This window comes from Bradyrhizobium sp. 160, from assembly GCF_023073735.1.
Lineage (GTDB): Bacteria > Pseudomonadota > Alphaproteobacteria > Rhizobiales > Xanthobacteraceae > Bradyrhizobium.
Genome location: NZ_JADPKD010000083.1, coordinates 159,005 through 177,922, shown reverse-complemented (window position 1 = coordinate 177,922; position 18,918 = coordinate 159,005). Strand labels below are relative to the sequence as shown.

Annotated in this window: 17 protein-coding genes and 1 pseudogene; 4 read left to right on the top strand and 14 right to left on the bottom strand. The window is 64.7% G+C overall.

Features of this window, described 5'->3' with window-relative positions:
* Positions 1-48 precede the first annotated feature (48 nt).
* The 9 genes from IVA98_RS34745 to IVA98_RS34705 all read right to left on the bottom strand — a co-directional run bounded on the left by IVA98_RS34745 (position 49) and on the right by IVA98_RS34705 (position 9,007).
* Positions 49-1,200, bottom strand: a complete 1,152-nt coding sequence (locus IVA98_RS34745) for an ABC transporter substrate-binding protein (protein ID WP_247294547.1) — start codon at positions 1,198-1,200, stop codon at positions 49-51.
* A gap of 90 nt (positions 1,201-1,290) precedes the next feature.
* Positions 1,291-1,710: an acyl-CoA thioesterase gene (locus tag IVA98_RS34740; protein WP_247294550.1), complete on the bottom strand. Its 420-nt coding sequence runs from the start codon at positions 1,708-1,710 to the stop codon at positions 1,291-1,293.
* A 10-nt stretch (positions 1,711-1,720) separates the two neighbouring features.
* Entirely contained in the window at positions 1,721-2,482 is a 762-nt protein-coding gene (locus tag IVA98_RS34735) for an SDR family NAD(P)-dependent oxidoreductase (RefSeq protein ID WP_247294552.1), read from the bottom strand.
* Between the two features lie 25 nt (positions 2,483-2,507).
* Complete coding sequence (locus tag IVA98_RS34730; protein WP_247294554.1) at positions 2,508-4,391, bottom strand: feruloyl-CoA synthase; 1,884 nt, start codon at positions 4,389-4,391, stop codon at positions 2,508-2,510.
* A complete protein-coding gene (locus tag IVA98_RS34725; protein WP_247294555.1) occupies positions 4,388-5,197 on the bottom strand; it encodes a crotonase/enoyl-CoA hydratase family protein in 810 nt (269 codons plus the stop codon). Before IVA98_RS34725 ends, IVA98_RS34730 begins: the two co-directional genes overlap by 4 nt.
* A gap of 239 nt (positions 5,198-5,436) precedes the next feature.
* Positions 5,437-5,898: a DUF3237 domain-containing protein gene (locus tag IVA98_RS34720; RefSeq protein WP_247294556.1), complete on the bottom strand. Its 462-nt coding sequence runs from the start codon at positions 5,896-5,898 to the stop codon at positions 5,437-5,439.
* Positions 5,899-5,910: 12 nt separating this feature from the next.
* On the bottom strand, positions 5,911-7,230 hold the full coding sequence (locus IVA98_RS34715) for a TRAP transporter large permease (RefSeq protein ID WP_247294557.1): 1,320 nt from the start codon (positions 7,228-7,230) through the stop codon (positions 5,911-5,913).
* 2 nt (positions 7,231-7,232) lie between these two features.
* Positions 7,233-7,742, bottom strand: coding sequence for a TRAP transporter small permease (locus IVA98_RS34710; protein ID WP_247277892.1), 510 nt, complete (start codon positions 7,740-7,742; stop codon positions 7,233-7,235).
* A 248-nt stretch (positions 7,743-7,990) separates the two neighbouring features.
* A complete protein-coding gene (locus IVA98_RS34705) occupies positions 7,991-9,007 on the bottom strand; it encodes a TRAP transporter substrate-binding protein (protein ID WP_247277891.1) in 1,017 nt (338 codons plus the stop codon).
* Between the two features lie 269 nt (positions 9,008-9,276).
* Between IVA98_RS34705 and pobA the strand changes: the two genes are divergently transcribed.
* Positions 9,277-10,446 (top strand): 4-hydroxybenzoate 3-monooxygenase, encoded by a 1,170-nt coding sequence (gene pobA / locus IVA98_RS34700; RefSeq protein ID WP_247294558.1) that lies wholly within the window; start codon positions 9,277-9,279, stop codon positions 10,444-10,446.
* A gap of 248 nt (positions 10,447-10,694) precedes the next feature.
* Positions 10,695-11,108 (top strand): annotated as a pseudogene (locus IVA98_RS34695) (PaaI family thioesterase); the annotation flags it as partial.
* Between the two features lie 90 nt (positions 11,109-11,198).
* Here the strand turns inward: IVA98_RS34695 and IVA98_RS34690 are convergent.
* The gene (locus IVA98_RS34690) at positions 11,199-12,083 is read right to left on the bottom strand and encodes a LysR family transcriptional regulator (protein ID WP_247356683.1); all 885 of its coding nucleotides are present in this window, start codon (positions 12,081-12,083) and stop codon (positions 11,199-11,201) included.
* A 120-nt stretch (positions 12,084-12,203) separates the two neighbouring features.
* Here IVA98_RS34690 and IVA98_RS34685 point away from each other — a divergent pair, with 120 nt between their 5' ends.
* Positions 12,204-12,830 carry a pyridoxamine 5'-phosphate oxidase family protein gene (locus IVA98_RS34685; RefSeq protein WP_247294560.1) on the top strand — a complete coding sequence of 209 codons (627 nt, stop codon included), beginning with the start codon at positions 12,204-12,206 and terminating at the stop codon, positions 12,828-12,830.
* Between the two features lie 151 nt (positions 12,831-12,981).
* On the opposite strand, the gene IVA98_RS34680 is transcribed toward IVA98_RS34685, so the two are convergent.
* From IVA98_RS34680 to IVA98_RS34670, 3 genes are read right to left on the bottom strand one after another with little or no spacing between them, the layout of a single operon-like run.
* Positions 12,982-13,713, bottom strand: a complete 732-nt coding sequence (locus IVA98_RS34680) for an ABC transporter ATP-binding protein (protein ID WP_247294563.1) — start codon at positions 13,711-13,713, stop codon at positions 12,982-12,984.
* On the bottom strand, positions 13,710-15,479 hold the full coding sequence (locus IVA98_RS34675; RefSeq protein WP_247356681.1) for a branched-chain amino acid ABC transporter ATP-binding protein/permease: 1,770 nt from the start codon (positions 15,477-15,479) through the stop codon (positions 13,710-13,712). Before IVA98_RS34675 ends, IVA98_RS34680 begins: the two co-directional genes overlap by 4 nt.
* Before the next feature lie 6 nt (positions 15,480-15,485).
* The gene (locus IVA98_RS34670; RefSeq protein WP_247277881.1) at positions 15,486-16,526 is read right to left on the bottom strand and encodes a branched-chain amino acid ABC transporter permease; all 1,041 of its coding nucleotides are present in this window, start codon (positions 16,524-16,526) and stop codon (positions 15,486-15,488) included.
* 177 nt (positions 16,527-16,703) lie between these two features.
* Between IVA98_RS34670 and IVA98_RS34665 the strand changes: the two genes are divergently transcribed.
* Complete coding sequence (locus IVA98_RS34665) at positions 16,704-17,225, top strand: MarR family winged helix-turn-helix transcriptional regulator (protein ID WP_247294568.1); 522 nt, start codon at positions 16,704-16,706, stop codon at positions 17,223-17,225.
* A 258-nt stretch (positions 17,226-17,483) separates the two neighbouring features.
* Here IVA98_RS34665 and IVA98_RS34660 read toward each other — a convergent pair whose 3' ends face one another.
* Positions 17,484-18,767: a glycerate kinase type-2 family protein gene (locus tag IVA98_RS34660; protein ID WP_247294571.1), complete on the bottom strand. Its 1,284-nt coding sequence runs from the start codon at positions 18,765-18,767 to the stop codon at positions 17,484-17,486.
* Positions 18,768-18,918 lie beyond the last annotated feature (151 nt).

Below are 18,918 nucleotides of genomic sequence, written 5' to 3'. Positions count from 1 at the left end.
AGCCGGCCCATCGGGCCGGCTCTTCTCTTTGGGAAACCTTCGCCGTGGCTACTTCACCAGCGAGTACTTGCCGTTCTTCACCGTGAGCAGGATGCGCGAGCGGTCGTCGAGGCCGTAGCGGTCCTTTTCGGTGAAGTTGTAGACGCCCTGGCTTGCCGCCAATTCCTTCTCCGTCAGCAAGGCCTGACGAATCGCTTCGCGGAATTCCGGCGTACCGGGCTTGGCCGTCTTCAATGCCGCCGGAATGATACGCTTGAGGATCTCGAACGCATCGTAGGAATGGCCGGCGAACTGGCTGCGGCTGTTCGGACCATACTTGGCTTCATAGGCCGAGTTGAGTGCGAGTCCCGGCTTCTTGGTCAGCGCGGTGTCCGGTTGATCTTCCGGGTCCATCACCGGACCCGAGGCCATCAGCACGCCCTCGGCCGCTTTGCCGGCGATGCGGATGAAGTCCATGCTGGCCGCGCCATGGGTCTGGTAGATCAGGCCCTGATAGCCGCGCTCGCGCAGCTCGGTCTGCGGCAGCGCGGCCGCGGTGCCGGAGGCGCCGACCAGGATCGCGTCGGGATTGGCGGCGACGAGCTTCAGCACCTGACCGGTCACCGAGGTGTCGGGACGGGCGAAGCGCTCCTCGTCGACGATGGTGATGCCCATCGGCACGGCCTGGGCCTTGAGGTCGTTGAACCAGAGGTCGCCATAGGAGTCGGAATAGCCGATATAGCCGAGGGTCTTCACGCCCTTGGCCTTCATGTGGTCGTACAGCACCTTGCCCACGATCGGGATCGGCTGCGGCATCGCCACCGACCATTTCATGCGCTCCGGCGTAATCGGGAAAGGCGCGAGGCCGAAATGCGGAATGCCGGCCTCGTTGGCGACGTTGGAGACCGCGATGGTCGGCGGCGTCAGCGCCGAGCCCATGATGATGTCGGCCTTGGATTCGGTCACGAAGCGGCGGGCGTTGGTGGTCGCGGTGGTGGGATCGCCGCCATCATCGAGCACGATCACTTTCAGCGGCACGCCGCCGATCTCCTTCGGCACGAATTCCAGCGCGTTGCGTTCGGGAATGCCGAGCGCAGCGCCCGGGCCGGTCGTGGTGGTGGTGATGCCGATGGTGATCTCGCTGGTCTGAGCCAGCGCGGGCAGGGCCGGCAGCGCCAGCGCGGCCGCGGTGACGACAGCGGTCAGGTAAAAGCGTTTCATCTATTCCTCCCTTTACGTTCTTCTTTGAAAGCAGAAATCGGGGGGTAATTCAGCCCCCTCTTTTGGTGATGCGGCGATTAGCTCCGGGCTCTAACTCCCCGTGAATTTGGCTACCATTTCCGCGGGGAACGGTGCCGATTTCAGCTTGTCGAGGTTAACGGGATCGCGCCCGACCAGGACGCGGGTCTCGAATCCCTCGAGCGCCAGCGCGTCACCCTTGTAGACGTTGTGCTTCACCTCGAAGCTCGAGCGCTTGATGCTCTCGATTCTGGTCTCGATCGTGATCCAGTCGCCGTAGGTCGAGGGGATGTAAAACTTGGCCCGCGTGTCGACCATGGGAATCCCCACCAGGCCGTATTTGCGGACTAGATCCTGTTTGGAGAATCCAGCGACCTCGAACAGGGTCGACGTCGAATCGTCGAACATCGCGAAATAACGCGGGTAGTAGACGATATTGGCGGGGTCGCAATCGCCCCACTGGATCTGGACGTCGCGCCTGTTCACGAACATGCGACGCGCCTTATTTCGGCGCCATGCGCAGCGAGCCGTCGAGGCGCACCACTTCGCCGTTCAGATAGGCATTCTCGACCATGTGCAGCGCGAGCGCGGCGAACTCGTCGGCGTTGCCAAGCCGGCGAGGGAAGGGGATCGCGGCGGCGAGCGAATCCTGGGCTTCCTGCGGCAGGTTGGCGAGCAGGGGCGTGAGGAACAGGCCCGGCGCGATCGTCAACACGCGGACGCCGAATTGTGCGAGCTCGCGCGCGATCGGCAGCGTCATGCCGACGATGCCGCCCTTCGAGGCCGAATAGGCGGATTGGCCGATCTGGCCATCATAGGCGGCAACCGAGGCGGTGTTGATGATGACGCCGCGCTCGCCGGTTGCCTGCGGTTCGAGCTTGGACATTTCGGCGGCGGCAAGGCGCAGCATGTTGAAGGTGCCGATCAGATTGACCTTGATCACCTTGTCGAAATCAGCGAGCGCCATCGGACCGTCGCGGCCGACCACGCGTTTTGCAACGCCGATGCCGGCGCAATTGACCAGCACGCGGGCTGGGCCGTGGGCCTTGATCGCCTGCGCGATGGCGGCTTCAGCCGAGGCGGCATCGGAAACATCGCAGGTCACGGCCACACCCTTGATCTCGGCGGCAACCGTCTCCGCGAGCTTGGCATTGAGGTCGCACACCGCGACCTTGGCGCCCTGCGCCGCCAGTTTTCGCGCGGTCGCCGCGCCCAATCCCGATGCGCCGCCGGTGACGATGGCTGGCTGATCCTTCAACAACATGGCGTTCTCCTAGAGCGATGGTTTCTTACCCGACCGATATCACACGGTCGAATGGATTGGCAGCATAGAGCTCGTCGATCAATGCAGCGCGATGCTCGAGCACGGCGCGCTGGTTGATCGAGCCCTTGTCGGTGACCTCGCCCTTGTCGATCGAGAGCGGCGTGTCCATCAGGATCGCGCGCGTGATCCGTGTGGACGAGCCGGTCGCCGAAGACAGGAAACCGGTCAGGCGTTCGCGGAACGCCTCGCGCACGAGCCGGTCGCGCGCAGCGACGACGAGATCGTCGGCGGGCAGCGTCGGATTGATCAGCCGGCAACCGTCGAGGTCGAGCACCACGAGCGCAGAGATCTCGTCACGGTTGATGCCGGCGATGACGACATCGCGCACCAGCGGCGCGCAGGCCGCAACGAAGCGCGCGCGCAAGGGGCCGACGCTGACCCAGGTGCCGCTGGCGAGCTTGAAGTCTTCACTGACGCGCCCGTCGAAGTCGAAGCCGGCGTTGAGATCGTTGGGATCGGCGGGCTTGAGCGCGTCGCCCAGCTTGTAAAATCCTTCCTCGTCGAACGACTTCGCGCTGATGTCGGGCTGGCGCCAGTAGCCGGGCATCACGTTCGGCCCCTTGGCGCGGACCTCGAGCTTGCCGTTGTTCGGCACCAGTTTTGCGTCATTGCCTGACACCGGGAGCCCGACATGGCCGGAGCGGCTGGTGCGCGGATTGACGGACATGAAGAACGGCGCGGTCTCGGTGGCACCTAAGCCGGTCAGCATCGGCACGCGATAGCCCTTCTCCTTCACCGCGAGCTCGTCGAGGCTGTTCCAGACGAAGGGCGACAGCGCCGCGCCCGAGAAGAACATCGCATGCAGCCGGTCGAAAAACTTTGCGCGCAGGCCCTGGTCGTCGCGCAAATACGGCAGCAGCGATTCGTAGCCTTTGGGTACGTTGAAATAGACCGTCGGCGAAATCTCCTGGAGATTGCGCACCGTTTCCTCGATGCCGCCGGGCACCGGCTTGCCGGCGTCCAGATACATCGAGCCGCCGTTGTAGAGCGTCAGCCCGATATTGTGGTTGCCGCCAAAAGTGTGATTCCAGGGCAGCCAGTCGACGATGACGGGCGGCTCGTCCTTGAGGAAGGCGAGCGTCTCGCGCAGCATCACCTGGTTGGCGCAGATCATGCGCTGGGTGTTGATGACGGCCTTGGGATTGCCGGTCGAGCCCGATGTCAGCAGGAACTTTGCGATCGTGTCGGGGCCGATCCTGCCGTGGACGCCGTCGAGATCGCTGCGGATCGGCGTCGCCATGAGGTCGGCGAGGAGGGTGACGTCGCGGCCCGGCACCTTGCCATAGGACGCGGCGATCTCGGTGCCGAGCGAGACATTGGCGGCGAGCGCACCGGCGAACTTGTCGGCATCCTCCGCGAAGACAAGGCCGGGCGTCAGCAGCTTCATCAGGTAGGACAGCTTGCCGTAGTCCTTTGACACCAGCGAGTAGGCCGGCGACACCGGGCAGAACGGAATGCCGGCATAGAACGCGCCGAAGGCGAGCAGTGCGTGATCGATCGAATTGCCGGAGAGAATGACGACTGGCCGCTCCGCCGACAGGCCGCGCGCGATCAGGCTTGATGCGATGTGCCGGCTCGCCGTGAGCAGCTCGGCATAGGTGATCTTGCGCCATCCGCGGCCGCCTTCGCGCTCGGCCATGAAGACGCGGTCGGGCGTCGTGTTCGCCCAATGATGCAGGCGGTCGGTGATGCGAAGGGGATAGTCGCCGAGCGGCTGCTTTGGCCTGAGATAGATCGTGCCGTCGTCGCGGCGTTCGATATCGACGAGGGGATCGCCGAACGAGATGGGCCGCAGCGGGAAAGTGCTCGCGCCGCGCTCCATGCTGGAAGAGGACGGCTGCGCGCTCATGACTTCGGCTTCACTTTTGCGGTCTTGTGTTCGAGGAACTCGCGGATCCTGCGCTTGGCCTCCTTGTCGCTCTGCGCGACGGTCGCCATCAGGGATTCCATGAGCAGGCCGGTCTGCGGATTGGCCTCCGCGATCATCGGCAGTGCCTGGAGCACGGCAAAATTCGTCAGCGGCGCGTTGGAGGCCACCTTGGTCGCAAGCTCCAACGCCTTGCCGAGTCCGTTACCGGCATCCGTCAGATATTGCGCAAAGCCGTAGGAGGCGCCTTCGGTCGCGCTATAGACCCGGCCGGTCAGCATCATGTCCATCATCCTGGCGACGCCGATCAGCCGCGGCAGGCGCACCGAGCCGCCACCACCGACGAAGATGCCGCGCTGCCCCTCCGGCAGCGCGAAATAGGTCGAGGGCTCGGCGACGCGGATATGCGCGGCGCAGGCGAGCTCCAGCCCGCCGCCGATCACGGCGCCGCTGAGCGCGGCGATCACGGGCACGCGGCTATACTGGATGCGGTCGAACACCCGGTGCCACATCTGGGAATGGAGCAGGCCGCCGGTCGCGTCGTGCTCGGTCAGCTCGGACAGGTCGAGACCGCTGGAGAAATGGTCACCGATGCCGTGAATGACGACCGCGCCGATATCGTCGGGCAGGGACGCAAAACACTCGCCGATTTCCAGGATGATGCCGTCATTGAGCGCATTGCGCTTGGCCGGCCGGTTCAGACCCACGGTCAGAATCCGGTCCGCCCGCTCGATCCTCAACAGCCCGGAGGCGCCCGCCTTCGCGGTCTCGGCGTTTCCCTGTGTCATTTGCGTCCTTGTCAGAATAGTTATGTTGTATAACGAATTTTGGGGGAGTCAAGGCGGGGGCGGTCCAGGCGCGCCAGAATGCTGCTCCAAAACGCGACGTCGTCCCGGCGAAGGCCGAAACCCATACCCCCCAGGGAGCACTTTGGCGAAGACCCCTTGCCCGGTACTCCGGCCGTCTACAATCGATGGACCACGCGGTAGGGGTCCGGGCCTTCGCCAGGAGGACGGCGGGGTGTGTTTTACATCACCTGGTGCACATCGATCACCACGCGGTCGGCATGGCGCGCGGCTGACGCCACGAAGATATGTTCCATCAGCCAGCGATAGGTCTCGTGCCCGGTCTCGAATCTCGGCACGGTGCGGAAATAGATCAGCTTCGGATCGACCGGCTCGCCGCGCTTGAGCTTTTGCAGCAGCTCCACCGGGCCGAAGCGCATGCCCTTGTTCTCGACATAAACGGTCGCGCCGTCGTCGGTCTGGAAGGCGTATCTGGCTTCGAGGTCGATCAGCTCGTTGGGACGGATGGTCTGGAAGTCGGCGCCGAAGGGGAGCACACGACCGGCGATCGCGCCCGTCACCTCGCCGCCGATGATCGGAATGATGCGTCGCACGCCGATCCCGGTCTCGCCGGCGCTGACGACGTCGCCGATTTTTGCTGTGATGGTGAAGACGTACTTTGTCTCGAGCGTCGGATTGGTCATCGCGTCACCTCGTCAATGCGCCATCATCCGCGTCGGCAGCCAGGTTGCCAGCAGCGGGAAGGCGATCAGGATCACGAGGCGCACCAAATCCGTCGCCACGAACGGGATCACGCCCTTGAAGATGGTGGAGAAGGAGACGTCCTTCACCACGCTCTTAATGACGAAGACGTTCATGCCGACCGGCGGATGGATCAGGCCAAGCTCGACGGTCATGACGATGATGACCCCGAACCAGATCGGGTCGAAGCCAAGATGCATGATCACGGGGAAGATGATCGGCACGGTGAGGATGATCATCGCCATGGCGTCCATCAGGCAGCCGAGCACCAGATACATCACCATGATCAGCGCCAGCACGCCGTAGGGACCGAGGCCGAGCCCGGTGAGGAATTCCGTGACCTTCTGCGGCGTCTGCGTCACCGTCAGGAAGTAGCCGAAGATCAGCGCGCCGATCAGCACCGTGAACACCGCGGCCGCGGTGCGCGTCGCCTGCAGCAGTGAGGCCAGCACCTTCTCGCGGTCGAGCCGGCCGGTCAGCACGCCGATGATGAAGGCGCCGGTGGCGCCGACGCCGCCGGCTTCCGTCGGGGTGAAGCGCGGCAGGAACGGCAGGCCGTACAGGCCGCCGATGACGAACACGAACAGCAGCACCGGCGCCCAGATGTCCTTCAATCCGGCAAAGCGTTCACGCCACGGCAGCACCTTGCCCTTGGGCAGGAAGTCAGGCCTGACATAGCCGATCAGGCCGATCGTGATCATGTACATGGTCATCGCGAGCAGACCCGGGATGATGCCGGCGATGAAGAGCTTGCCGATGTCCTGCTCGGTGATGATGCCGTAGACCGCGAGCACGGTGGAGGGCGGCAACATCGCACCTAACGTCCCGCCGGCCGCGATCACGCCGGTGGCAAAGGACTGTGGATAGCCGAAGCGGCGCATCTCCGGATAGGCGACGGCGGAGAAGGTCGCGGCGGTTGCGACCGAGGAGCCGCAGATCGCGGCAAAGCCGCCGCAGGCACCGACTGTGGCGATGCCGAGCCCGCCGCGCAGATGCCCGACGAAGCCATTGGCGGCGCGGAATAGCTCGCGGCTCATGCCGGAATTGCTGACGAAGGAACCCATCAGCAGGAACATCGGAATGACGCCGAAGGTGTAGTCGGTGACCGTGCGCATCGAAGTCTGGCCAACCAGCTTTAGCGCGGGCGTCGCGCCGACCAGATAGGAGAAGCCGGAGACGCCGACGAGGCCCATGGCCATGCCGACGGGCACGCGCAACAGCATCAGGACAAACAGGGAAACGAAGCCGATTACGGCGACGGCATCGGTGCTCATGATCACTCCGTCGCCTTGATTTTGGGATCGTGCATCTCTTCGGGATGGAAGATCAGCCGGTAGGTGCGAATCGCGATCAGCAGCACGGCGGAGACGTCGCCGATCCATGCGATCGCGAAGAATGGCCAGGTCGGCATGTGCATGTCGAAAGTCTGGACGTTGTCGTTGTAGGTGCCGCGCACCTTGTCGAACAGCGTCCAGGTCTGCACCGTGACGACGAACAGCAGCACCAGCGTTGCGAACACGTCGATCCAGCGCTGATAACGCGGCCCGACATTGCCCCAGACCAGGTCGACCGTGATGTGGGTGCCGCGATAGGAGGTCGCCGCGATGCCCCAGAAGATCAGGATGCCGAGCAGCATGCGGCCGATATCAAAACTGTCGGGAATCGAATAGTTTAGCGTGTTGCGCAGCAGCACCGACAGGAAGATGTCGAGTGCGACGAGGCCGACAAAGCCGGCCGCGATCCATTCGATCGAGTCGATAAAGCGATCCATCCAGGCGCGCTTCATGGGGAAAGAGTCCTTCCGACGAGTTCGAGATGTGCCCGTAATGGAGCTGCGCTCCCTCCCCCGCTTGCGGGGGAGGCATAGGCGGCCTTCGGCCGCCGTTCTTGAAGACAACGCCGATGCGGAGCATCGGCTACGGGAGAGGGTGCTTCCACAATTGAGGACCCCAAGAGGAGAGAGCCCTCACCCGCGCTAGGCGCCGACCTCTCCCGCAAGCGGGAGAGGTGCAGCGAGTGCGCCGCCACAGCGCATCACTCGGCCAGCGCGTTATACTTCTTCAGCGAGGCCTTCAGATCCGCAAGGGCTGCATCCGGATCGGCACCGGCCTTCTTGGCGCCGTCGCTCCAGGTCTTCACCAGCGGCTCGGCGGCCTTCTTCCAGGCCGCGGTCTGCTCGCCCGTGAGCTTGTAGACCTCATGGCTCGATTCCGCCTTTACCTTGTCGATGCCGGCGTCCTCGAACTTGCCCCAGTGCTCGCCGACCGCGCCTGCCATTTCGACCGTGCAATTCTTGTCGATCGCGGCCTTCTGCTTGTCGGACATGGCATTGTACTTGTCCTTATTGATCACGAACACGAAGGTCGTGGTGTAGAGCGGCGCCTCCATGTCGTATTTGGTCACCTTGTCGATGCCGAACAGCACCAGGGAGCCCCAGGGGAAGGTGACACCGTCAGCGACGCCGCGCTCGATGATGTCGCGCACTTCGGGCGCGGAGGACTGCACATTGGTGCCGCCGAGCGAGGTGACGAAATTCGCCATGGTGGCGTGGGCTGGACGGATCTTCAGGCCCTTCACGTCATCGGGAACCACGATCTTCTTGGTGCGCGAGTGGAAGGAGGAGGGCGAGTGGACGAAGGCGAGACAATACTTGACGTCCTTCATCTCTTTCTCGGCATATTTGCGGTACCAGGCATCCAGCCCCATCGAGCCGCCCTTGGCGTCCGAGATCAGGAACGGCAGCTCGCCGGCGCCGATAATTGGGAAGCGGCCGGGCTGGTACCCCGGATTGACATAGGTGACGTCAGCGATGCCATCGCGCGCCATGTCGTAATGGTCGAAGGCTTTGCCGAGTTGCTGGGCCGGAAACACCTTGCCCTTGATAGTGCCGCCGGAGTCCTTCTCGACCGCGGCCGCCCAGTCTTCCAGCGATTTCTGTAGGGGATGCGAGGCCGGCACCCAGTGCGAGATCTTCAAATCGAAGGTCTTGTCCTGCGCGAGCGCAGGCGTCACGCTTGCTGCCAGCAGCAACGCCAGACAGGCTTTCCTCATCACGCGTCTCTCCCTGTTTTCGACGGCGGGCTTCGACGGCCCCGGTCTCATTAATTAACATGTTATCTAATTGGCCGGCGTGTTCAAGCCGGAACTGACGCATGCCTGGCCGCGCCGCCATCTACGTCAGCCATGTTTGCATGGATTTGTCGCGCTGCGACGACGACCGCTCCCCTTTTGCTCAACGATTATATGATATAATTATCGTCAGCCGGCCGCCGCGACAAGCAGGCCGCGACGAAAGCCTACAGCATCGGAAGGAGCAAGTATTGCGGACAAAAGTCGCAATCATCGGGGCAGGACCGGCCGGATTGTTGCTTGGGCAACTGCTGCACACATATGGCATCGACAATGTCATTCTGGAACGGCAGAGCCCAGACTATGTGCTCGGCCGCATCCGCGCCGGCCTGCTGGAGGAGGGGACCGTTGCGCTGCTCAACCAGATCGGCGCCGGATCGCGGGCACATGCCGAAGGCCTGGTGCATGAGGGCATCGAGCTCGCCTTCTCCGGCCGCCGTCACCGCATCGACATGAAGGCCGCGACTGGCAAGACCGTGATGATCTACGGCCAGACCGAGGTCACGCTCGACCTGATGAATGCGCGCAAGGCTGCAGGTCTCATTTCGGTGTACGAGGCCAGGGACGTGCAGCCGCATGATTTCGACGGTGCTCACCCGCGCGTCACCTATGTCAAGGACGGCATCACCCACACGATCGAGTGCGATTTTATCGCCGGCTGCGACGGCTTTCACGGCGTCAGCCGCGCCAGTGTCCCGGCCACGGCGCTCGAGGAATTCGAGCGGGTCTATCCGTTCGGCTGGCTCGGCATTCTGTCCGAAACGCCCCCTGTCAGCCACGAGCTGATCTATTCCAATCACGCGCGCGGCTTTGCGCTGTGCACCATGCGCTCGACCAAGCGCAGCCGCTATTATGTGCAGTGCTCGCTCGAGGACCATGTCGACCAATGGCCGGACGAGCGGTTCTGGGACGAATTGAAGCGCCGGCTCGACCAGGAGGCGGCCGACAGCCTCGTCACCGGTCCTTCGATCGAGAAGAGCATCGCGCCCCTGCGCAGCTTCGTCGCCGAGCCGATGCGCTTTGGCCGGATGTTTTTGTGCGGCGATGCCGCGCACATCGTGCCGCCGACCGGGGCCAAGGGGCTGAACCTCGCCGCGAGCGACGCGCATTACCTGTCGAGCGCGCTGCGCGAATTCTATGACGAGAAATCCTGCGCCGGGATCGACGCCTATTCCGCCAAGGCGCTGGCGCGGGTCTGGAAGGCCGTGCGCTTCTCCTGGTGGATGACCTCGATGCTGCACAAATTCCCCGACACTGGCACCATCGGCGCTCGAATCCAGCTCGCCGAGCTCGATTACGTCACGCACTCGCAGGCCGCGATGACGTCGCTGTCGGAGAATTATGTGGGGCTGCCGTTCTAGGACGGTGCGTCCACATCGTCATTGCGCGCCAACGGGTCCGCGCGAAGCGCGGCCCGATGACAGGCTCCGCGAAGCAAGCCAGAAATTTTCTTCGCGGAGACAGTCTGGAGTGCTTCGTCGCAAGGGCTCCTCGCAGTGAGGGCGGGATCGTTTCAAACGCCCGCGCAAATCCCGTTTAAAACTTTGTAGGTGATGCGTTCGTCACGTCCATCGCGTTCAATGCCAACGATCAGCAACGCGAGACAGCCATGACCGCAACCGATATCCCTGCTGGCTTCGAGCCGCTCTTTCGCAGGAGCCCTCTCACCGAGCCCTGGGAGCCGCTCTACGCGAAGAAGACCGACAAGTCCGTCATCATCGGCCTGCGGCTGGCGAAGCCGCACACCAACGGCCGCGGCCTGATCCATGGCGGCCTCATCACCGCGCTCGCTGACAATGCCATGGGCTACAGCTGCGCGCAGGCGACGGGCTGGACCACGTCGTTCGTGACGGTCTCGCTCTCGGTCGATTTCGTCGGCTCCGCCGAGATCGGCCAATGGTGTTCGATCGAGAGCGACGTGATCAAGACCGGCAAGACGATCTGCTTCGCACAGTGCCTGATCAAGTCCGACGACACCGTGATCGCACGGGCGAGCGGGACGTTCCGCGTGGTGCCGAAGAGGGATGACCGTCATTCCGGGGCTCGCGAAGCGAGAACCCGGAATCTCGAGATTCCGGGTTCGGTCCCGCGGACCGCCCCGGAATGACAGTCATCATCCGAATCTCCAGTCCGTCGTCTCCACCACGAGATCGATGAAGGCGCGCACCTTGGCCGAGAGCAGGCGCGAGGTCGGATAGACGATGTGAATCGGCAGTGCCGGCTGCTCATACTTCGCCAGCACGATTTTGAGCCGCCCGCGCTTCAGTCCTTCGGCGGCCTGATAGGCCAGCACCCGCGTCACGCCGCCGCCGCCCTCGGCATATTGCAGCGCCGCGTCGGCGCTGTTGCTGATAAAGCGGGGGGCCGCGGTCACCTCGATGTCTCGGCCGTCGCGCAGGAAGCGCCATGCGGACCAAGGGCCGAACTGGATGGTCTGGTGCGAGACGAGGGCCTCCGGCGTCCTGGGTTCGCCGTGACGTTTGAGATAGCCGGGTGCGGCCACCACGATCCGCCGCATCTCGCCGACCTGGCGCGCGACGAGTGAAGAGTCTGCGAGATGGCCGATGCGGACGGCGGCATCGATGGCGTCTTCCACGAGATTGACGAGGTTGTCGGACAGCCGCAATTCGGCTGTGACTTCGGGATAGCGCTTGAGGTAGGCGGTCATGAGCGGTCCGACATGGAGCCGGCCAAAGCCGACCGGCGCCGACACCACGAGACGTCCGCTCGGCCGGTTGCGCTCTTGCCGCGCCGAGCCGTCGGCCTCCTCGACGTCGGCGAGGATGCGGCGGGCGCGCTCGAGATAGCGGGTGCCGACGTCGGTCAGCGTCACCTGTCGCGTGGTCCGCTGCAACAGTCGCGCACCGAGATGTTCCTCCAGCGCCGCGATCAGCCGGGTCACCGCTGATGGCGATAGGCGCAGCTTGCGCGCCGCCGGCGCGAAGCCGCGCAAATCGGCGACGGTGACTAAGACGTGCATGGCTTCCAGGCGATCCATGGCATTATTGCATATATTGCAACGGTGAAGTGTCAAGCGACCAGATTGTTCTGGCGGCTGGCAAGGCCATCTTAGCTGGCGAAAGACGGAAGAATGCGCCGGATTTCAGGAGACGTTCCGATGACGACAGCAGCCCACACCTATGCCAGCGACGTCGCCTTCTCGCCGGCGGTGAAGGCGATCCAGGCGCGCAAGGGCTCGCGAGCGGCCTATGCCCGCGCCGAGCAGCGCGGCTGGCGCACCGAGGTCGACGACAACCTCGCGGCGTTCCTCACTGAGGCCAACAGCTTTTACTTCGCCACTGCCTCGGCGGACGGCCAGCCCTATATCCAGCACCGCGGCGGCCCGAAGGGATTTCTCAAGGTGCTCGACAAGCAGACGCTCGCCTTCACCGACTATGCCGGCAACCAGCAGTTCATCACCCAGGGTAATCTCTCGGAGAATCCCAAGGCCTACATCTTCGTGATGGACTACGCCCATCGCCGCCGGGTGAAGATCTGGGGTGAGGCGCGCGTCGTCGAGGACGACGAGGCGCTGATCGCGTCGCTGATGCCGAAGGGCTATCGCGCGCGGCCGGAGCAGGTGATCCTGTTCAAGATCGCGGCGTGGGACACCAACTGCCCGCAGCACATCCCGCAGAAGTTCGATGCGGCGGATGTGGCCGCTGCGCTGGCGGCGAGGGATGCCAAGATCGCGGAGCTGGAAGCGGAGGTGGCGGCGCTGAAAGAGAAGGCGGCGGGCCGTTAGGCACGGATTTCGCAGCACCCTCCGCTGTCATGCCCGCGAAGGCGGGGCATCCAGTACGCCGCGGCCCCTCGGTTCAATCACAACCGTCTCGGCATACCGGATCGCCCGCTTTCGCGGGCGATGACAGCAAGTATGCCGAAGCCCTTCGAATCTAGATCGCACTCTCGCCTTCGTGCTGGAAGCCGAGATAGCTGGCTGCGACGCGCTCGTTTGCCGCGATCTCGCTGGCCTTGCCGCTGAGCGCGAACTCGCCGAGCTCCATCACATAAGCCTGGTCCGCGATCTTCAGCGCGGCCTGCGCGTTCTGCTCGACCAGTAGGACGGAGACGCCGCTGGCGCGGAGCTCGGTGACGATGCGGAAAATGTCGGCGACGATGATCGGGGCGAGGCCGAGGCTCGGCTCGTCCAGCATCAGGAGCTTCGGCTCGCCCATCAGCGCACGGCCCATCGCGAGCATCTGCTGCTCGCCGCCGGAGAGTGTGCCGGCGAGCTGCTTGCGCCGCTCCTTCAACCGCGGAAACAGCGCGTAGACCCGCTCCATCGAGGCTTTCGCCCTGCTTCGCTCGATGCGGAAGGCGCCCAGCTCGAGATTGTCCTCGACATTCATGGTCACGAACAATTCGCGGTGCTCGGGAACGAGGCCGAGGCCCATCGCGACGCGGTCCTCGATATCGAGCTGCGCCAGATCCTGGCCCGCAAAGGCGACGCGGCCCTTGAGCGGCAAAATGCCCATGATGGCCGAGAGCAGCGTGGTCTTGCCGGCACCGTTGGCGCCGACGATGGTGACGATCTGGTTGGCCCCGACCTCGAGCGAGACCGAGCGCACGGCCTCGACCTTGCCATAGGCGACATGTGCGTCGGTGACGGACAACAGCGCGCTCATGCCGCCACTCCGAGATAGGCCTTGATCACTTCGGGATCGCTCTTGATCGTCGCGGGTGTTCCCTCTGCGATCTTGGTGCCGAAATCAAGCACCACGACGCGGTCGGCGAGGTTCATCACGAAACCCATGTCGTGCTCGACCAGCAGCACGCTCATGCCGCCGTCGCGCAAATCGCGCAGCAGCGTCGCGAGCCGTTGCTTCTCCATATGGCGCAGGCCGGCGGCGGGCTCGTCGAGCAGCAGCAGCATCGGATCGACGCAGAGCGCGCGGGCGATCTCGACGATGCGCTGCTGTCCGAGCGACAGCGAGCCTGCAAGCTGGTGCATCTGCTCGGCAAGTCCGACACGCTCGATCTGGCGGGCGGCCTCGGCAAGCAGCTTGGCCTCGTCGGCACGGTCGAGCCGCAGCATCGAGGCGATCGGCCCCGAATGGCCCCGCAGATGCGCGCCGATCGCGACGTTCTCCAGCACCGTCATGTCGGGGATGAGCTTGACGTGCTGGAAGGTGCGGGAGATGCCGAGCTTGACGATCTCCTGCGGCGGCGCCTTGTCGACCTTGTTGCCGAGCACCGAGATCGAGCCCGAGGTCGCCGACAGTACGCCGGTGATCAGGTTGAACGTCGTGCTCTTGCCGGCGCCGTTCGGGCCGATCAGCGCGACAATCTCGCGGGCCTGGACGTCGAAGGAGACGTTGTTGACGGCGACCACGCCGCCGAACTGCTTTCGCGCTTTTTCGACCTGGAGCAGAATGCCGGATGGGCCTGCAGCGCGAGCGCGTGATTCGAGCTTCAACGAGGTATCGGGCTTCCTGCCGGTGGTGCGCTCGGGCAGGAACGACATCAGCCAGGGCCAGAGGCCGCCGGGCGCGAGCTGCAGCAGCGCCACCAGCATGATGCCGAACACGATGGTCTCGACCTGGCCGGAGCCGGGCAGGATCAGCGGCAGATAGCTTTGCAGCACCTCCTTCAGCACCACGACGATGGCCGCGCCGAGCACGCCGCCCCAGACATAGCCGGCGCCGCCGACGACCGCGATGAAGAGATATTCGATGCCGGCCTGGGCGCCGAACGGCGTCGGGTTCACCGCGCGCTGAAGATGCGCGTAGAGCCAGCCGGAGAGGCCGGCCAGCACCGCGGCATGGATGAACACCAGCAGCTTGGCGCGCGGCGTGTGCACGCCGAAGGCTTCCGCCGCGACATGGCCGCGCCGGAGCGCGCGGATGGCGCGGCCGGTGCGTGAGTCCAAGAGGTTCACCGTCAGCAGGGCCGAGACGATGACGGCGACCCAGATTGCGTAATAGATCGACCCGGGAGAGAGCATTTTGAACGCGCCGATCGACAGCGGCGGGATCGCCGAGATGCCGTCGTTGCGGCCGAGAAACTCCAGCTTGCTGAAGAGGTAGAACAGGCCGAGGCCCCAGGCGAGCGTGCCGAGCGGCAGGTAATGGCCGGAGAGGCGGACGGTGATCAGCCCGAGCAGCACCGCGAGCGATCCGCTGACCACGAGCGACAACGGCAGCGTCAGCCAGGGCGACAGGCCGTAGCTTGTCGACAGCACCGCGGTGGTGTAGGCGCCGAAGCCGACGAACGCCGCTTGCCCGAACGAGGTCAGGCCGCCGACGCCGGTCAGCAGCACGAGGCCCATCGCGACGAGGGCGGCAAGGCCGATATTGTCGAGCAGCACGATCCAGAACGGCGGCATGCCGGGCACAAACGGGATCGCCGCCATGACAAGCGCGAAGATGAGGATGGGAAGCCGGCTCTGCATCGCGCGTCAGTCCTTCTCTTCCTCGACCGCGGGCGCGGCGAGCGAGCGCAGCAGCAGCACCGGGATCAAGAGCATGAAAACGATCACCTCCTTGTAGTTGGAAGCATAGAAGGACGAGAACGCCTCGACGATGCCGACGACCAGCGCCGCGACGGCGGTCAAGGGATAGCTGACGAGGCCGCCGATGATCGCGGCGACGAAGCCCTTCAGGCCAATCAGGAAGCCGGAATCGTAGTAGAGCGTCGTGATCGGCACGATCAGGATGCCCGACAGCGCGCCGATGACGGACGCCAGCAGGAAGGCGATCTGCCCTGACAGCGTGGTGCGGATGCCGGCGAGCCGTGCCCCTAACCGGTTGACGGCGGTGGCGCGCAGCGCCTTGCCGTAGAGTGTCAGCCCGAAGAACAGCCAGAGACCGATGATGAAGGCAATGGTGATGGCGTAGACGGTGATGCTCTGGCCGGTGAAGCGCAGCGCGCCCGCGGTGAAGGCGCCGGACAGCACGGCCGGTCCGCGCTGGCCTTCGGCGCCGAAGAACAAAAGGCCCAGCCCCTGGAGCGCGAGGTGCACGCCCACCGATGCGATCAGCAGCACCAGCACGGAGGTGTGCGCCAGCGGCTGGAAGGCGATCCGGTAGAGATACAGGCCGATCATCGCCACGATCACCAGCGATAGCGCGATGCAGATTGCCACCGGGGGCTTCTGGGCGGCGAAGTAAACGGTCAGCGCCAGCACGATCGCCGGCAGCACGATGTTGGCAACGATGCTGCGCAGGATCAGCCGCCCGTGCAGCGCCTTGCGCGCCACGAACAGATCGAAGACGAAGGCGCCGATGCCCAGCGCCAGCGCGAGTTTTGCCGTGCCCGGCATCTGGCCCGCCGCCAGCGAGGCATAGGTCAGCGCGCCATAGGTGACGAATTCGCCCTGGGGAATGAGGATGACGCGGGTGACGGCGAACACCAGCACCAGCGCCAGGCCGAGCAGCGCATAGATCGCGCCATTAGTGATGCCGTCCTGCACCAGGAACAGCATGATGGTGGTATTCAAGACCGGACGCTCCCCCTAAAGATGACGGACCGGTCCCCCCATTGTGGTGGACGGTCCGCTCACAGCCATTGAAAAACGCTGGCGATATTTGATATGATCCATAACAATTATCAAATATAATCTCAAGCGTGGCGCGGGCGATCGGGCCGAATTTAGCGGGATTACGAGCAAGAGGCGATGACCGTTTCCAAAACTGCTGAAAAGTCCTCCGAAAAGCCGGCCGACACGGCCAAGGGCCGCAAGGACGCCGCCGAGGCTCAGCCCGAGGCGCTTCAGCTCGGCGAGCTCTCGGAGCAGCTCGGCTACGTCTTGAAGCGGGCCCAGCTCAAGGTGTTCGAGAATTTTTTGCGTTGCATGGCCACGCTCCAGCTCACGCCGGCGCAATTCTCGGTGCTGCTGCTGGTCGAGAAGAATCCGGGCCGTAACCAGACCGAGATCGCCTCCACCCTCGGCATTCTCCGGCCGAACTTCGTGGCCATGCTCGACAATCTCGAAAGCCGCGACCTTTGCGCGCGGATCCGCTCCACCAATGACCGCCGCTCGCACATCCTGGTCCTGACCGACAAGGGCAAGGCCGTGCTGACCCGCGCCAAGAAGCTCGTCGCCACCAAGCACGAGGCGAGGCTCAACGACCTGCTCGGGCAGGCCAACCGCGAAACCCTGCTCGCGATGCTCGCGAAAATCGCCAACGAGTTTTGAGGTGCGGCGGGACCGCGTAACCGGGCCGTCTCGTGGCAAGCCCAAGCCACATTCTCCGCTGTCATGGCCCGGCTTGCCGTCTTCGCTAACGCTTCGCCGGCCCAACACTGAAGAGCCCGGCGAAGCTATAGCGTAGCCGGGACCGGGCGATCCAGTATTCCAGAGCCGGCGCGGCTAAATCGAGAGGCCGCGGCGTACTGGATTCGCCGAATTCGAGGCCCGGTGGCGGGGAATGACAGCGCAGTGTGGAGAGCGACCTCAATCCACCAGGATCACACGGATATCGTTCACATTGGTCAGCGTCGGGCCGGGCTGTAGCAGATCGCCGGTCGCCTCGAAGAACGTGGTCGCGTCGTTGTTGTCGAGATAGACCTCTGGCTTAAGCCCCAGCGCCTTCATCTTGGCGAACGTGGCCGCGTCGATCAGCGCGCCGGCGGGGTCGGTGGGATGGCCGGCGCCGCCATCGGCGCCATCGGTGTCGCCGGCCAGCGCCGAGATGCCAGCCGTGTCCTTCAAGAGGCCCGCGAGCGCCAGCGCGTATTCCTGGTTCGGTCCGCCGCGCCCCTGGCCGCGCACGGTCACCGTAAGCTCACCGCCGGAGAGGATCGCGACGCGCCTGCCTTGCGCGCGCGCTTGCAGCGCGAGCTTGGCATGATCGGCAGCGACCTCGCGGGCCTCGCCTTCGAGATCGGCGCCGAGGTCGATGGTCTCGTAACCGGACTCGCGCGCCAGCTTCACCGCCGCGTCGAGCGACTGCTTGGGCCGCGCGATCAGCTCGAAATGCGCGCGCGCGAAGGGGGCGTCACCGGGCTTGCAGCTTTCATTGGCGGGATCATCCAGCGCGCGGCGAACGGCGTCGTCGATGTCGAGCTTGTATTTCGCCACGATCGCACGTGCATCTGAAAGCGTGGTCGGATCCGGCACGGTCGGGCCGGAGGCGATCGCGGAAGGGTCGTCGTGCGGCACGTCGGAGATCGCCAGCGTGACGATCTCGGCGGCATTTTTGCCGGCGCGCGCCAGCCGGCCGCCCTTGATCCGCGACAGATGTTTCCTGACCGTGTTCATCTCGCCGATCGGCGCGCCCGAGCGCAGCAGCGCCTTGTTGACCGCCTGCTTCTGCGCGAAGCTGATGCCGTCCACCGGCGCGATCCAGTTCGCCGAGCCGCCGCCGGTGAGCAGCACCAGAAGCAGATCGTCCGGCCTGGCCTCGCCCGCGAGCGCGAGCGTGTCGGCCGCACCTTTGAGGCCAGCCTCGTCAGGCACGGGATGGCCGGCCTCGACCACGCGGATGCGGCGCGTCGGCACGCCATAGCCATGGCGCGTGGTGGCGATGCCGACGAGGCGCTCCGGCGCGAGCTTCAAGGTGTCGAGATAGTGCCGCTCCGCGGCCGCGGCCATAGCGCCTGCGCCCTTGCCGGCGGCGAGGCAGATCACCCGTCCTTTGGGCGCGGGCCGCAGGTGCGGCGCCAGCACGACGTTGGGGTGGGCGGCGGCAACGGCAGCGTCGTAGAGTGCGCGGAGCAGGGGACGGCGGTCGGTCATGACGAAGGCCTTGGGCAGGGTCTCGGGCGAAGCGATGGCGGCGATACCGCCGCTCCCCTGCCTACCGCATCGGGCGCCAAAGCGTAAGCGCCCTCTGCCATCATTGGATTATGCAATCGCGTGATCATAATCGGCGCGCAAGCAAAAACCC